The sequence below is a fragment of the Priestia sp. KCTC 13724 genome (assembly GCF_056820425.1).
The window spans coordinates 1-15752 of record NZ_JBXDLD010000099.1; the positions used below are offsets into that span (position 1 = coordinate 1).

The following is a 15752-nucleotide window of genomic DNA, read 5'->3' on the forward strand; positions in this document are numbered from 1 at the left end:
TTTTTTGGCTCTAAACAGGAAAAAACATTAAACTGAAAATTGCGTCAACATTTATGCAACACTAGTGAAAAAATCTGTGAAAGTTTGTATAGGATGAATGATTATACAATTTATTGAGTAAGCACTTCGCTAATAATCCGACCGAGATCTGCAATTAGCCTCCGTCCATACTCGTTATGTTCAAGTCCATCAATTAATACCACAGCATAGCACCTTTTATGATGCGTAAACAGCACACCGCAATCGTGCGTTATTCCGCGCAAATGTCCAGGTTTATTTAAAATAAAACACTCTTCATTCAGCATAGAAGGTAGTTTATCCCGCATTCGCTGGTTAAGTAAGCTTTCTTTTAAAAAGTCACGCGAATCTTTAGAAAGAACGTCCTCTCTATAGAGTACTTTCAGACATGTAAGTAAGTCCGCTGCTGTTATGACGTTATCTCTTCCTTCCACAGCCGCTTGAGCATCCATCATCTGACGATTGAGCTGGGTGTTTTCTAACCCTAAATCATTAATACAAGCTTGTATGCGGTCTTGTCCCAAAAGGGCAATTAACATATTTGTAGCTGTATTATCAGAAAGAATGAGCATCAACAAAACTAGCTCTTTCACTGTAACGGTCGATAAGTAGGGATACACATGTAAGATTCCATCTCCTCCTACAAGATCCGATTGTTTAACAGCGATGGTCTGCTGAACTAAAATAACGCCGGAATCAATTTGGCGACACGCTTCAACTGCAATGAGCAGCTTAATAGTACTAGCAGACGGATACACGTTTGTCGCTCCTTGCTCGATCCTTTCTTCAGGAGTTTCAAAGAGATAGCTCACTCTCCCCCTATACATGGACGACCATTGCCGAACGGTAAAACGAATTTTTTCTTCCACTAGACTCATAGTTTGCTTGCTGCAATTTCAGAGGTTAAATCTACAATCCCTTCGTTATAAAGGTGACACGCCACAAAATGATTCTCTCCAACCTCCTGCCACTCCGGTTTCATATTTGCACACGCATCCATCGCAAACTGACATCGCGTTCGAAATACGCATCCAGATGGCGGATCAATTGGGCTTGGTAGCTCTCCTTGTAGTACAATGCGTTCGCGCGCATCTTCAATATCAGGGTCTGGTATTGGAATGGCGGATAAAAGGGCTTTTGTATAAGGGTGTAATGGTTTGTTATATAATGAATTACTTGTTGTCAGTTCAACGAGATGACCTAAATACATAACGCCAATACGGTTGCTAATATGCTTAACCATTGACAAGTCATGAGCAATAAATAAATACGTAAGCCCTTTTTCTTCCTGCAATTTCTTCAGTAAATTAACAACCTGAGCCTGAACCGATACGTCCAAAGCGGAAATGGGCTCATCTGCAATAATACATTCGGGGTTTAGAGCTAAAGCCCGTGCAATGCCAATTCTTTGACGTTGCCCCCCACTAAATTCATGAGGATAGCGATTGGCATGATCACGATTCAAACCAACATCTTCTAAAAGTTCATAAACGCGCTCTAAGCGCTCTTTTTTATTAGAATATAACCCGTGAACCTCCATGGGCTCTGAAATGATTTCCCTTACTGTAGACCTTGGGTTTAAGGACGCATACGGATCTTGAAAAATCATTTGCATATTTCGCTGAAACGTAAATTTCTCTTTTTCAGATAGTTTATGCACATCTTTCCCTTTATAAAGTACTTCACCGCTCGTTTTCTGATAAAGACCAATAATCGTCCGTCCTGTCGTTGACTTTCCGCATCCAGACTCTCCTACTAATCCAAACGTTTCACCTTTTTGAATGGAAAACGAAACATTATCTACAGCCTTTAATTCTTTATTTTTAGCAACAGGAAAGTACTTTGTCATATTTTTCACTTCGAGAATAGGCTGTTTCTTTGTCATTTCATTTCCTCCTTATGTCCAGTAGCGACGTATTGCGCAAATTTCATCTTCGTATTCCATTCCTTTAATAGGAATAACCTCAACAGTTTTACCCGTTTTCGGCGAATGAATGATTTGACCATTTCCATAGTACATAGCCACATGATGTACAAAACCCTTTCCTTGTTCGTAAGCAAAGAATAATAAATCTCCTGGCTTCATTTCTTCATATGCAACCCCTTTGCCACTTATAGCCTGGTCGCTTGCATCGCGAGGAATCGTATATCCATTCGCTTTATGAAGGGAGTAGGTAAAGCCTGAACAGTCAAAGCCATATGAGCTCATTCCTCCCCATAAGTAGGGAAGGTCTAGAAATCGCTTTCCCTCCAACACGAGATGCTCTCCCGATTTTGTTGGATGCTGTTCTGTATCAGCTTGAACTACATTAACATCCTTAGTCAGGAGGAGACCTTTTCCAAGCGGCGTCTCTACTTCAACATGTTCGTTTAGGTGTTGAATCACAGGTAAAGTCGTTCGATAGCTAAGCATCAGCTCTGTTTGATTATTAATTACTAAAAGCGTTTTTTTGGCCACTACCTGAGCATATGAGTCTTGTTTTTGTACCTCTACTGACTTTAATTGACTTGCGGGAACCCAACCAGGATACCCTGCATCATTCTTTTTAGAAGGCTGACTTGGAATAAGGACGTAGCACCAATCTCCCTCCTGCTTAATAACCTCGACCTTTTCACCAAATAAAAGCTGCGTTTGGACAAGGTTTTCGTTGCATAAAGCGAGACGTTTTTCATACGTTAAACGATATAACCACTCTTCTATATCAACAGGTGCTTCTAGTGCGACCTTATCAAGGCTGCGAGGTGATTCTGTAGATGTCCACACCGTTGCAACTGACACTGTGACAACGTATCTCTTAGCATCCATTGTATCCTCTCCCTTTATTAATCTACTTTCACGCCGGCTTCTAACTCTACCATTCGTTCATAGGTTGACATTGTTGCATACGCCCCAACAGGCACCGCAATTTGTGGCGAGCAGTGTCCGATTAAGAACCCTTTCATAATCGGCTTTTTCAAACCTTTTAACGGCTGTAATAAAGCTTCTTCTAATGATAAAGAGTTTTCTTTTTTTAACGGTTCACACTTATGAAAATCGCAAAGCATAATGCCTGCTGCGTCTTCAAATTTCCCAGCAAGCTTTAACTGCGTCATCATCCTGTCAATGCTGTACGGCTCTTCTTCAATATCTTCAATAAATAAAATCTTGCCCTTTGTATCCACTTCAAACTCTGTACCGAGTGAACTTGCTAATAACGTCAGGTTGCCACCAATTAGCTGGCCGCTTACCTCCCCCTGTTCGATAATCTGGAGCGGGGTAATTTGGTCAGTATAATATGTTGGCCGAGGGGTAAAAAGCTGTTGAAAAGACTGCTTTGTTTGTTCTTTTACATCATCTTTTCCGATATCAGATGACAGCATTGGCCCGTGAAACGTAATGAGTCCTGTTTTTTGAGAAATAGCCGTATGTAAAAATGTAATATCGCTATAGCCCCAGAATATCTTTGGATTGTCTTTAATGAGCTCATAATCTAGTAAATCTGCCATTCTAGCCGTTCCGTAACCACCGCAAGCACAAATAATCCCCTTGACGTTTGGAGTAGCAAAAAAAGCATTAATATCCCCTGCACGCTGTTCATCTGTTCCTGCAAGGTAGCCGTTTTTTTCATAAACTGATTTTCCAACTTGAACCTGAAGTCCTAAGCTTTCTAGGTACGCAATTCCCTTTTTTAACTGCTGTTCTTTTGGTGGGCTAGCTGGTGATACAACGCCGACGATATCTCCTTTTTTTAAAGCAGAAGGTTTCATCATTTAAAAGCACCCTTTCCCTTTATGTAATGAAGAGGCTGTGCGAAATAGAGAAATTGCTCCCATTTTGCACAGCCTGCTTATTCACTACTTTATGAACGATGTTTATTTTTTATCCGCCCATTTTAACTCTAAGTAACCAACTGGATGACGAACAATTCCAGATACGTTTTCGTTTGTCAAAAATACGTAGTTATAGAAGTGAATTGGGATAATTGGCATTTCATCAAATAATAGTTTTTCAGCTTCATACATTAGCTCAAATCGTTTCTTTTCATCAGCTTCATTCTTTGCTTGTTGAATTAATTGATCATATTTTTCATTACTCCAAGCCGTACGGTTCATTGAATGGCCTGTTTGGAAGTTTTCTAAGAAATTGATTGGATCTGCGTAGTCAGCTAAAAACGAACTACGAGATAATTGGAATTTCAGTGCTTTTTGCTCTTCTTGGAATACGTTCCACTCCATGTTCGCAAGCTTCACATCAACACCTAAATTTTCTTTAAACATTTGTTGCAGTGCTTCAGCAATTTTCTTATGCGTATCATCTGTGCTATAAGTTAGCGTGACTTGAGGTAGCTTATCGTATCCTTCTTCTTTCATTCCTTTTTCTAAAAGCTCTTTTGCTTGTTTCACATCTGTTTTGACAAGATCACCGCTTGTTTCACGGAAATCAGAGCCGTTAGCATCATTAAACCCTTTCGATACAAAGCCATAAGCCGGCTCTTCTTTGTTTTTCGTTACATAGTTAACAATTTGGTCTTGATCCACAGCTAAAGCAAACGCCTTACGAATATTGACATTTTGGAACGGCTCTTGATCTAGATTAAGACGATAGAAATAAACACCTGCTTGATCTTTAATGTCTAGACTATCATCTTTTAACAACTGATCACTTAAATCCGCTGGAATTTCAGATACATCAAGCTCACCGTTTTGGTACATTTGATATTCTGTATTTGTATTTTCCACCATTGCCCAGTTAACTTTATCTAACTTCACACTTTTCGCATCCCAATACTGATCGTTTCGCTCCATAACGATATTGCTGTTATGCTTCCACTCTGTCAGCTTAAATGGACCATTTCCAACGAAACTTTTCGCTTCAGCAAACCACTTAGGGTTTTCCGTTGCTACTTTTTCATTGATTGGGAAAAATGCAGGATTTGCAATGACGCTTAAAAAGTACGCTTGTGGACTCTTTAACGTTACTTCAAACGTCTTATCCTCTACTGCTTTTACTTTTACGTCCTCAGCTTTTCCTTTTCCTGTATTAAACTCTTCTCCACCTTCAATAAAATAGCCTAGGAAAGCAGCTCGAGAGCCTGTTTCAGGGTTTAATAATCGTTTCCATGCAAATTCAAAGTCTCCTGCCGTTACGTCATCACCATTCGACCACTTTGCATCTTCACGAATATGAAATGTATAAACTTTACCATCTTCTGATACATCCCATTTCTCAGCGATTGCTGCTTCTGGTTCATGCTCTTGCCCTAATCTTGTTAAGCCTTCCATTAAGTTGTTTAACATTTGCCAAGAGTACGAGTCAAAACCAATTGGTGGATCAAAAGAAGTTGGTTCTGCACGGTTATTCATATACAATACTTTACCATCTTCCTTCTTATTACCACCTTCAGGCTCGGCACCTGAATCGCTTGTTGCCGTACAGGCAGCAAGCGCAAATACTAAAATAGACATCATCACGACAGACATAATTCGTTTCATCTTGTTCCCCCTGTTCTCTTTACCTATTTATGTATCTATAAGGCTAGCTTATAGTAGATACTAGTTTTTTGGCTCTTTCATCTTGCAGCCAACAGCTGACTGAATGCTCATTCCGAAACAAAATTTCACCAGGATACACGCGATCACACACTTCCATTGCGTAAGGACACCTAGCAGCAAATGAGCATCCAATAGGAGGTGCAAATAAGTCTGGCGGCGAACCCGCAATTGGCACGAGGTCTCCACCACTCAAATCGAGGCGTGGCACAGACTGTAAGAGACCTTTTGTATAAGGATGCTGCGGTTGATAAAAAATACCTCTCCGCTTTCCTGCTTCAACGATTTTACCTGCATACATGACGGCTATTCGGTCTGCGACTTGGGCCACAACTCCTAAATCATGCGTAATCAAAATAATGGATACACCTGTTTTTGCTTGAACCTCTTTAAAAAGCTCTAAAATTTGAGCTTGAATCGTTACGTCTAAAGCCGTTGTCGGTTCATCGGCAATGAGTACTTCCGGTTCACATACAAGAGCCATGGCAATGACAATCCGCTGTCTCATACCTCCGCTAAATTCATGAGGATATTGTTTCAAACGCTCTTTTGGATTTGGAATTCCAACTAAATTAAGCATGTCTAGTGCTTTTTTATTTGCTGCTTCTTTTGTAATATTTTCATGCTGCATCATGCTTTCTGCAATTTGTTGCCCTACCGTAATTGTTGGGTTCAATGCAGTCATTGGATCTTGGAAAATCATTGAGATATCTGCGCCGCGTATCTTTCTCATTGCCTTTTCAGAAAGCTTTGCTAAATCCCTTCCCTTAAATAAGATTGATCCTCTTGTAATCTTTCCTGGAGGATTTGGAATCAACCTCATAATGCTTTGAGAAGTTACGCTTTTCCCACATCCTGACTCGCCTACAATCGCGAGCGTTTCGCCTTTATATAAATCAAACGACACGCCTCTAACCGCTTGGACCTCACCGCCATATGTAGCGAATTTCACAGTTAAATCTTGAACTTCTAAAACTTTTTCCACTGCGCTTCTACCTCCTTAACTTTGGATCAAGAGCATCTTGTAAACCGTCCCCTAGCACGTTAAATGCAAACATGGTGATGGAAATAAAGAAAGCCGGGAAAAATAAGCGCCACCAATAGCCAGATAAAATAGAAGATAAACCGTCGTTTGCCATTACCCCCCAGCTGGCAAAAGGCGCTTGAACACCTAATCCTAAAAAGCTTAAAAACGCTTCAGCAAAGATAGCTGTTGGAACCGTTAATGTCATTTGAACAATAATGGGTCCCATTGTATTAGGTAACAAATTTTTCTTAATAATTCTGGCTGTTTTTGTGCCAAATGTTTTGGAAGCAAGCACAAATTCATAGTTTTTTATTTGCAGAACCTGCCCTCGGACAATTCGGGCCATTCCAATCCACCCTGTCACGGAAAGTGCAAGGATGATGGTTGATAAACCAGGTCCCATCACCACCATTAGCAAGATGACGACTAGCAAGTAAGGAAGACCATATAGGACTTCAACAATACGCATCATCACGTTATCTGTGCGACCGCCTTTGTAGCCAGCAACTCCTCCATAAATAACGCCGATTATAAAATCAATTAAAGCAGCCATTACTCCAACGAATAATGAAATTCTTGCTCCATACCACGTTCGAGTAAAGACATCCCGTCCTAAATCATCTGTTCCAAACCAGTGTTCTTTTGAAGGTGGCTGATTTTGATTCGCAAATACCGTTTGCGTGACGCTGTGGGGAGAAATCATCGGTCCCATAATGGCCATGATGACTAATAAAACTAAAAAGATTAAACCTAGCATTGCTAGCTTGTTTTTCACTAATCGTAGCCATGCATCATGCCAATAAGACAAGCTAGGACGCACAACAGCTTCAGCCTCGGTGCGATCTTTTTGCTTTGGTACAAACCATTCATCAGGAATGTTTACTGGCTCTTGTGCTTTCAAATCACTCATGCTCATCCTTCCTTTCGATGTAGTTTAATTCTTGGATCTAAAATGCCATAGGCAATGTCTACTAAAAACAGCATAAAAATTAAAATGGCGCTATAAAACACTGTCGTTCCCATAATGACCGGATAATCACGCGTGTTTATACTGTCAACAAAGTATTTTCCCATACCAGGTATAGCAAAAATCTGTTCAATAACAAACGTCCCTGTCAGTACGCTAGCAGCAATTGTTCCCAACACCGTTACAACAGGAAGCAACGCGTTTCGCAAAGCATGCTTAAATACAATCTTATAGGGGGAAAGCCCTTTAGCTCTTGCTGTTCGGATATAGTCTTGTGTTAACACTTCAATCATACTTGCACGGGTCAAGCGCGCGATAATAGCTATTGGCCCCGTCGCAAGAGCAAGCGTTGGTAAAATCATATGCTTCGGGCTCGTCCATGTAGCAGCCGGCAAAATCGCCCAATCAACGGCTAGCTTTTGAATAAGCAGCGTTGCCATAACGAAGTTGGGAATCGAGATTCCGATAACAGCAATCGTCATAGCTAAATAATCGACAATTCCATTGCGGCGTAGTGCAGCTACAATTCCAAGCGCAATACCTGAAAATACAGCTACAAGTAAAGTGACCATTCCAAGTTCAAAAGAAACGGGAAACCCGCGCCCCAGCAAATCATTTACTGTTTGAGACGGCTGCTTAATTGATGGTCCAAAATCAAACGTAACAATGGATTTTATGTACATAAAATACTGGACAATTAATGGCTCATTTAAGTGATAGTACGACTCTAGATTTTCTTGTACAGCTTCACTCGTAGCTCGCTCTTCGTTAAAAGGTGAACCTGGTATAGCATTCATTAAAAAGAAGGTTAATGTTACAATGACCCACAATGTGATAATCATTGAAATAAACCGCTTCACTATGTATGTCTTCATTTTTAATCACACTTTCTAACAAAATGTAGTTCGCATCGCAAGTTCTGTCATAACAAGCATCGCTTGATATGCTTCTAAAATATCTTTCGCTTGAAAGCTAACGGTTGTTGAATTAGGCTCAATTTTTGTACCTGGCATTAAATTGGCCCATTCCGCTTGACCATAATTATTAAATTCGATTCTCAAGGTTGGTTGGGTTGGTGGTAATAAAGGGTTGACTAAGTGTTTATTTTGAATGGCAATTTCAACTTTTTCTTGAAGTAATTGTTCTGCTTTCTTAGGAGTAAGTGTTTGTGCTGCAGAACGAGAAATGGCTTTTTTAACAATTGCTGTCGTAATGTTTGGAATGAGTGATGTCGCTTCGGTGGTTGTATAATCATCTCCTGCTACAAGTAAGATGGGCACTTCATAATATCCTGCGACGTAAGCATTAAATCCGAGCTCACCAACGGCTACGTCGTTTATATACATATTTCGCACTCCGAAAGTCATAGCATGTGACATAACACCAGGCATTCCAGCGCGTGAATGGTATCCAATAAACATAGCTCCAGCAAATGAATCATCAAGACCTTGAACCATTGAATATGGCTTAACGCTTCCTGAAATTAAAACGGCTTCAGGATGTAGGTCTTCAACTAACAGGTTATTCATACTTGAGTGGCTATCGTTTACAACCACTTCTGTACATCGGCTTTTTAAAGCAGCTGTGATGACAGCATTGGCTTCTTGCGTCATAATGCGCCTACTGCGCTCATAGTTTGCTTCTTGTAAAAAGACGTTGCTTTGATCCACGAGACCAGTAATTCCTTCCATATCAATAGATACGTATAGCTTCATCTTTACACTCCCTTCTTTGTTTAAAAGAGTTAATTGTAGTAAATATTAAGAAAATTATAAAATATTTATTCGATTTTTTCAATATAATATTTATTGTTTTTGGAATAAATTGTTTATTTCTGTCTATCTCTCTATTCACCCTACATATTTCGTCAATTTTTGCACCGTTTCTTTACCTACGTCGATATACCTACAGCATTTGTTTTCTAGATTAATATAGAGATATCGCTTTCAAAACAACAATTTCGTGGTAAAATGTAAAAAGTTACTAGCTAAAACAAACTAGATTTAGACAGATTAAACATGAGGTGCATACTATGATTCGTACGTCCATTGCTTCTTTACAATGGTTTTTATTTATGATTTCTAATAGCATTATCGTTCCAATTGTCATCGCTTCTCAATTCAACCTTTCACCAACAGAATCCATTGAATTTTTACAGCGGACGCTTTTCATTCTTGGAGCATCAGGCTTACTTCAAATCTTCATCGGACATCGATTACCGATTATGGAAGGCCCAGCTGGCGTTTGGTGGGGCGTATTTTCCCTTTATGCCGGCTTAGGAACAGTTTTATTTGGTTCGGGAACGGAAACGCTTCAGGTTTTACAATTCACGATGATTACAAGCGGGATTATTGCTTTATTAATGAGTGCTTTTGGCCTTATTGATAAGCTAGCAAAATATTTTACCCCAACCGTAACGGGTACTTATTTAATTTTACTAGTAGCACAGCTAAGCGGTTCATTTTTAAAAGGGATGCTTGGCGTAACAAGCGATAACCCTACTATTAAACTTCCAGTCGCGTTAGCTTCAGCTGCTATTTTACTATTGGCTTTTTATATGCTGTCACATCCGCTACTTAACAAGTTTAGTATTATTGCAAGCATCGGCATTGGTTGGGGACTGTTCGCTCTTTTAAACTTAACGGATCAAATTACGTTTCAACCCAACCTCTTTTATATCCCTGAACCGTTTGCTTTTGGCCCCCCAAAAATAGCATGGAGCATGGTAACAACTGCTTTCTTTGTTACGCTTATCTTAATTACAAACATGCTCGCTTCCATACGCGTCGTTGAATTTGTTTATGAACGTAACGGGACAAAAACAAAAGGAAGCTATATCAAACAATCAGGCATTGCTTCAGGCATTAGTCAATTACTTGGAGGCGTTTTCTCTGGTGTCGGGGCAGTTCCAATTTCGGGGTCTGGAGGCTTTATTTCAGCAACTGGTATATACAGTCGTTTACCGTTTATCGTAGCGTCGTTCTTATTATTATTTGTGAGCATTTTTACTCCGCTCACTTCCATTATGTCTAGCTTACCAACAGCCGTGGGCTATGCTGCTATTTTCCCTGTCTTTGCGAGCATGATTGCATTAGGCATGCATGAGTTTTCCAATACATCTGCTCCTTATCAAGCCATGAAAAAAGCTGGAATTCCTCTATTCGCAGGAATTGGAGTTATGTTCTTACCTTCGGAAGCTTTTTCTACACTGCCTCCACTGGTAACGACATTCTTGAGCAACGGTTTGGTGTTAGGTACGCTCATTATTCTTGTTATCGAAGTGTACTCATCTTTTCAAGAACGCCGCCTTTCTAAGAAAAGCAGCCAATAAAAAAAGTGCTTTGCATATGTAGCTGCAAAGCACTTTTTTTATTTACTTAACACGTAGCAAACGAAGATCTTCGTCTCCTTTTGCCATCTCATAAAACTGGCCGCTTTCATCTTGTTCCAATACAAGGTGAAGCTCTTGTTCCGCTTGTTTTATATCTCCTATACTCGCTAGGTAACAAGCTAAATTGTAGCGAATAAACAGGTCATCTTCTTCCTCTAATCGCTTTGCCATAAGCTCCGCTGCAACTTGTGTCTGCCCCGTTAAATGATAGGCAATACCAAGTTCTACATACAGCAAGGTGTTCGTTTGGCCATTTTCAATTCCTTCATTGAAAATGCCAATGGCTTCATCATAACGTTCTATTCGATTATATAACTTTCCTAATCCAGCATAAACGTTGGGATCATATTTTTGCTGCTTTAAAAGTTGTTTAAACTTTTCCTCCGCTTCTACTTCACTTCCTTGCTCACCGAGTAGAATCGCTTGATATAATAAGAAATCAAAGTTGTAAGGCTCTATATCTAATAAAAATTCGAGAAAAAATAAGCCTTTTTTTATGCTCTCATCATCATGATCGAGATTGATGATAATATGCATTAAATGATGTCCAATACTAAGGTCTTCCGTTTCTTTTAACTTTCTCTCTAACAAAGCAATAGCTTCGTCTTCCATCTGCCTTTCTTCATAAAAGCTTGCTAGCGCATGCACGGCTTGTACATTTGTACGATCTAACTTTATAGCCGTTTCATGTAATTCAATGATCATACCGAAAAGTGCAATCATTGTTGCTTTTTCTTTAAACTTTTTAATCGTACGCTTTAGAAATGCGCTTTCCTCTTCTATATCATTAAATTCTTCGACTACTGCTTGCAGCGCGACCGCTGTATTCATATAGATAAATGCCTTTTCTTCCTTTGGGACATTTAGTTTCTTTAAATGAGTAGACAGTGTCAAAAGTTCTTTTCGGGATGGGAAGCATTCCAGCCACGTTGCATAAAACAGCTCTTCTTCCACGTTTTCTTTAATGAGGGTTAGCATAACCAACTTCGCTTCTTTAAGATTTCCTTGTTGAATACACCAATTTGCATAGTGGTGCTGTACGGCTTGTTGATTTGGACTCATCTCTAGCGCTTTTAACAAGCACTTTTCCTCTTGGTCTTTATCACCTTTCGCACCATATACATAAGCTAAACTATCCATAACCCATCCTTGAAGTGAAGGTGTGTCAACGGTTTCTAAATAGTTAATGAGCTCTGCATAGTCGGATTCTGTCTTACACAAATGTGATAAACGCTCCATATTCACATCTAATGGATCGAATTGCAGTACGGTATATAGGTAATCTCTTTCTGCTGCTTCATCTTCTTCCATTCGAGCAATTAGTATTAAGTTCTCATACGCACCGCTGTTTCGACGATCATAATACACGCTTAGCTCATACGCTTCTTTAGCTTTTCCAACTAAATCCATCTCTTTGTAAACTTCACCTAATCGATAGTATGAAAAGCCATTTGGTTCAACTCTCAGCGTCTCTTCATAAAGAGCTATCGCTTCATCATATCGCTTCTCTTCTTCTAACAGTACGCCAGCATAGCATCCATAAAGAATTTCTTTTGGATTCATTTTCCATTCTTGTTTTAAGAAGGTAACTCCTCGTTCTAATTGATCAAAATCATTCATAAATCCAACATACGATTCTAAAGCTTGATCTAAATCCGTCTCTAGGCCAGCAAGACCTTTTTCAATGAGAGAGATTCCAACCTCTATCCCCTCTTGAAGGCCGTTTTCTTTGCAAAAATGTACCAACGCATTCCCAGCGTCTAAATAAGCATCTTGATCGTACTCTTCAGCTATTAAAGCTTGTTCATACAGCTTTAAGGCTCCCGATAAACGGCCAGCTTGCAGATAAGCATAAGCAAGGCCATTTTGAAGCATTGGCGTATCAGCATTTGCAAAGAGCTGAATTGCTTTTTCATATTCTTTGTTTTCAATATAGAGATCTCCAAGAAGACGTGAGAGCGTTTCGTTGCTTTCGACTTGCTTAATTCCTTCACATAAAATAGTCTCAGCTTTTAACGAATCGTCTTTTTCATGTTGATACCAATCTGCTAACGAAATGTACGGGTAAAGCATATCAGGCTGCAGGTGCTTTGCTACCATAAAGCCTCGATAAGCTTTTTGTCCTTTTTCTAAGCGCTGATCACACTTAGCGCGTTCATACCATAGAAATGCGTCTGTGCGATCATGACGCAATAACTCATCGAAAATAGTTCGAGCTTCTTGAGTCTTTCCGAGGTCATTTAAAATCAGTGCATGATTAACTTTTGAAAATGGCTCTTCATCATAAAAGCTTAGTGAAGTGTGAGACAGTTCAAAAGCGTAATCAACATCGTCTTTATAGAAATATGCAAGAGCTAAATAGCTCAGTACAAGATGCTGCTCAATATCTAGCTGCAATGACCGCTGAAAATACGTAATTGCCTGCGTATACTGATCATCTTCAAAATGAAGCCTACCTTTTAAGTAATAATAAAATGAACTCGTTCGTTTTTCTTTAACTTGTTGCAAGAGCTCACCTGCTTTTTGTTTTTCACCCGTTCGGAAAAACGCATAAGCTGTGTGTAGCCTAATATAGTCATTGTTTGGATACGTAGTAAGCAGTTTGTGTAACCACTCGAACGTAACTTGACGACTATCCTCTCGAAAAATGTGCTTAATGCCAAACAAAGGAGAAAAAGGAATATCTCCATGTGACTCTAGAAGCGCTATTAGCTGTTGAATATAACGCTCTTCATCCTGCTCAACTAGCTCTGTTATGCGATATAATTCTTTAAAAAAATAGTGATCACGCTCTGAAAGAAACGCAAGTCCTGCTTCTTCTTTACAAATAGCAATTGATAAATAGCCTGAGTTTACGTAAGCTCGTTCAAACTCACTATACTCAACCAGCTGAGGATTTAAAAAATTAGGATCCTGTACATAGAAAGCCTGTAGCTGATCATTATAACCATATACCACTTGAACATGTGAAGCATGCTCAAATTCTACGCTAACAAGTATTGGTGTACCGTTATGAAGCAGTTGCTTATACGTCTCTATAGTCCCTGTGAAAAAACGACAGCTATAGCCTAGACTTTCCGTATACTCCACCGCGGTTGAAAGTTTTGAACCAAGTTGGCTATAAATATGTTCAGCAATTTCATCTTGTGTCTTGGGTTGGTTAAATAAGCTAAGAATCATGCTTAAGCTTGCCGGAACGCAGTAGTTATCTTTTTGAATAATAGGTTTAATGGGTAACTTCACAGCTTGTCCATCATTCATTAATTTTGCGTACGGCGTATTTTTCAAACTCTCTTCTTGCTCTACTAATACCTGTAGCTTGCTTGCATTTTTTAAATAAAAATAGGCTTCTGCTTTGAGCTGTGTAAAATAAGAATGATACTCTTTTGTAATGAGTATTTGTTCCAAGTCATTAACAGCCTCAAGAAGCTCCTCATAGCACTGTAAATCTTTTAGTTTTCTAACTTTCTCCATATATAATGCAGGTAGCTGAGGATACATGCTCAAAGCTTCATTAATCGTATGTAAAGCTTTATCATGCTCACCTTTTGCAGCGTATAGGTCCGCCAAAAATAAAAAGCACATATCAGATTTTTTATTTTCACCGATACCCTCGCTTAAATAATATTCTGCTTTTTCCCATTCGCCCGTTTGAATATAAAAATAGCCCCATTTATCAAACATTTCGGTTTCGTTGTATTGCTCGACTTTTTGCATCCATTGTTTCGCTTCATCAAACCGCTTAATTTCTAACAGAATACGTACCATTAGGAAGTAAGCCGTTTCAATTTGTTTTGGTGTAACTGTATTTAAATCTGTAGTTTTTAATAATAAATCCAATTCTCGCTTTGCTTGTAGCGTCTTTCCTTCACGAACAAATTCATCATATAAAAAGACAGCCATTTGAAATGTGCCAAAATGGCGATAAGCGTATCGAGTAACCACGCTACTATATCGATACATTAACCCGTCATCTAATAGACGAATGAGCTCGTATAAATCATCGCTCGATTGAAACTCAGCAAGCTTTTTCCTTAGAGTAAGGTGTGAGGGTGCCTTTTCAAGCTGTTCTAATTCTAAGCGCACAGATTGAAGTCCATCAACAATCCGATGCTCTTCTACATAATTTTTCAATTCTTTTACTGTAATCTTCATCATTCTAGCCACCTCATCTATTCCGCAACCACATCTTTTAACAGCTCTAATGGTCACTTAACTCTTATCATATCAACGTTTCTACTGTTAGACAATTATTTATTAACAAGGTAATTAACACCATAAACTATCTAATATTAGGGACTTTTTATCAGAAAATTAATATTGTATAAAAAGCAGATTTAATATAAGAAGAACGCGTAAAAAGCGAGGTGTATAACTATGAAAAAAAACAATAAAAGTTCTCATTCAATAAGAGCTAAACAAGTTACTGACTGGACGACACGTTCGATAAAGCTTTCAACCAAGTTCTCTTTGCCACCTTTAAAAATCGCCAAAACAAATATCGGTTATTATTATGCCAGAGCAGATGGACAACAGCGCATCTTTACAAATAAAGACCAATTGCCAGGCTACGGAAACAGCGGCATATTGAGCCCTGATTCGGTTTCCTATACTAATTTATTTGTAAACGGAATGCTTCAACCTCCTGCAATTTACAAAGTGGATGAAGGTATACTTGAGCTTTTGTCGACAGATGTCCCTTCCGAGAACACATTAATTCCACTCCAGTTTATTACAATTTATTTAGCTTAAATCACTAGCGTCGCATAAATTTTAACTGAATTTTCTGTTTTATTATTTTTCCTTTTTTTCCTTTTTTT

Annotated in this window: 12 protein-coding genes; 2 read left to right on the top strand and 10 right to left on the bottom strand. The window is 39.0% G+C overall.

Translation table 11 applies throughout. The annotated features are described in order from the left end of the window. Positions 1-110: 110 nt before the first annotated feature. The 9 genes from AC1UFB_RS13970 to AC1UFB_RS14010 all read right to left on the bottom strand — a co-directional run bounded on the left by AC1UFB_RS13970 (position 111) and on the right by AC1UFB_RS14010 (position 9256). A complete protein-coding gene (locus AC1UFB_RS13970; RefSeq protein ID WP_340842580.1) occupies positions 111-830 on the bottom strand; it encodes a serine hydrolase in 720 nt (239 codons plus the stop codon). Positions 831-892: 62 nt separating this feature from the next. Further along, positions 893-1903, bottom strand: a complete 1011-nt coding sequence (locus tag AC1UFB_RS13975; RefSeq protein ID WP_025908189.1) for an ABC transporter ATP-binding protein — start codon at positions 1901-1903, stop codon at positions 893-895. A 12-nt stretch (positions 1904-1915) separates the two neighbouring features. After that, positions 1916-2824, bottom strand: a complete 909-nt coding sequence (locus tag AC1UFB_RS13980) for a C40 family peptidase (protein WP_062687183.1) — start codon at positions 2822-2824, stop codon at positions 1916-1918. Between the two features lie 17 nt (positions 2825-2841). Further along, positions 2842-3768 carry a S66 peptidase family protein gene (locus tag AC1UFB_RS13985; protein ID WP_025908191.1) on the bottom strand — a complete coding sequence of 309 codons (927 nt, stop codon included), beginning with the start codon at positions 3766-3768 and terminating at the stop codon, positions 2842-2844. A gap of 102 nt (positions 3769-3870) precedes the next feature. Next, complete coding sequence (locus AC1UFB_RS13990; RefSeq protein ID WP_025908192.1) at positions 3871-5490, bottom strand: peptide ABC transporter substrate-binding protein; 1620 nt, start codon at positions 5488-5490, stop codon at positions 3871-3873. A gap of 43 nt (positions 5491-5533) precedes the next feature. Then, the gene (locus tag AC1UFB_RS13995) at positions 5534-6532 is read right to left on the bottom strand and encodes an ABC transporter ATP-binding protein (RefSeq protein ID WP_025908193.1); all 999 of its coding nucleotides are present in this window, start codon (positions 6530-6532) and stop codon (positions 5534-5536) included. A gap of 7 nt (positions 6533-6539) precedes the next feature. Further along, positions 6540-7484, bottom strand: a complete 945-nt coding sequence (locus tag AC1UFB_RS14000) for an ABC transporter permease (protein ID WP_412760527.1) — start codon at positions 7482-7484, stop codon at positions 6540-6542. Positions 7485-7486: 2 nt separating this feature from the next. Further along, entirely contained in the window at positions 7487-8416 is a 930-nt protein-coding gene (locus AC1UFB_RS14005) for an ABC transporter permease (protein ID WP_025908195.1), read from the bottom strand. 15 nt (positions 8417-8431) lie between these two features. Further along, positions 8432-9256 (bottom strand): M55 family metallopeptidase, encoded by an 825-nt coding sequence (locus tag AC1UFB_RS14010; protein WP_025908196.1) that lies wholly within the window; start codon positions 9254-9256, stop codon positions 8432-8434. A 320-nt stretch (positions 9257-9576) separates the two neighbouring features. On the opposite strand from AC1UFB_RS14010, the gene AC1UFB_RS14015 reads away from it, so the two are divergent. Next, on the top strand, positions 9577-10872 hold the full coding sequence (locus AC1UFB_RS14015) for a purine/pyrimidine permease (RefSeq protein WP_025908197.1): 1296 nt from the start codon (positions 9577-9579) through the stop codon (positions 10870-10872). A 42-nt stretch (positions 10873-10914) separates the two neighbouring features. Here the strand turns inward: AC1UFB_RS14015 and AC1UFB_RS14020 are convergent, their stop codons facing one another. Then, entirely contained in the window at positions 10915-15087 is a 4173-nt protein-coding gene (locus AC1UFB_RS14020) for a C39 family peptidase (RefSeq protein WP_326046356.1), read from the bottom strand. A gap of 222 nt (positions 15088-15309) precedes the next feature. Between AC1UFB_RS14020 and AC1UFB_RS14025 the strand changes: the two genes are divergently transcribed. Continuing rightward, positions 15310-15684 (top strand): DUF4183 domain-containing protein, encoded by a 375-nt coding sequence (locus AC1UFB_RS14025; protein ID WP_100347501.1) that lies wholly within the window; start codon positions 15310-15312, stop codon positions 15682-15684. Positions 15685-15752 lie beyond the last annotated feature (68 nt).

Bases quoted from the DNA above. Each gene is read 5' to 3' on its own strand.
- AC1UFB_RS14020 (WP_326046356.1), bottom strand. From the start codon at position 15,087: ATGAAGATTACAGTAAAAGAATTGAAAAATTATGTAGAAGAGCATCGG.
- AC1UFB_RS14000 (WP_412760527.1), bottom strand. From the start codon at position 7,484: ATGAGTGATTTGAAAGCACAAGAGCCAGTAAACATTCCTGATGAATGG.
- AC1UFB_RS14025 (WP_100347501.1), top strand. From the start codon at position 15,310: ATGAAAAAAAACAATAAAAGTTCTCATTCAATAAGAGCTAAACAAGTT.
- AC1UFB_RS13980 (WP_062687183.1), bottom strand. From the start codon at position 2,824: ATGGATGCTAAGAGATACGTTGTCACAGTGTCAGTTGCAACGGTGTGG.
- AC1UFB_RS13985 (WP_025908191.1), bottom strand. From the start codon at position 3,768: ATGATGAAACCTTCTGCTTTAAAAAAAGGAGATATCGTCGGCGTTGTA.
- AC1UFB_RS14010 (WP_025908196.1), bottom strand. From the start codon at position 9,256: ATGAAGCTATACGTATCTATTGATATGGAAGGAATTACTGGTCTCGTG.
- AC1UFB_RS13975 (WP_025908189.1), bottom strand. From the start codon at position 1,903: ATGACAAAGAAACAGCCTATTCTCGAAGTGAAAAATATGACAAAGTAC.
- AC1UFB_RS14005 (WP_025908195.1), bottom strand. From the start codon at position 8,416: ATGAAGACATACATAGTGAAGCGGTTTATTTCAATGATTATCACATTG.
- AC1UFB_RS13990 (WP_025908192.1), bottom strand. From the start codon at position 5,490: ATGAAACGAATTATGTCTGTCGTGATGATGTCTATTTTAGTATTTGCG.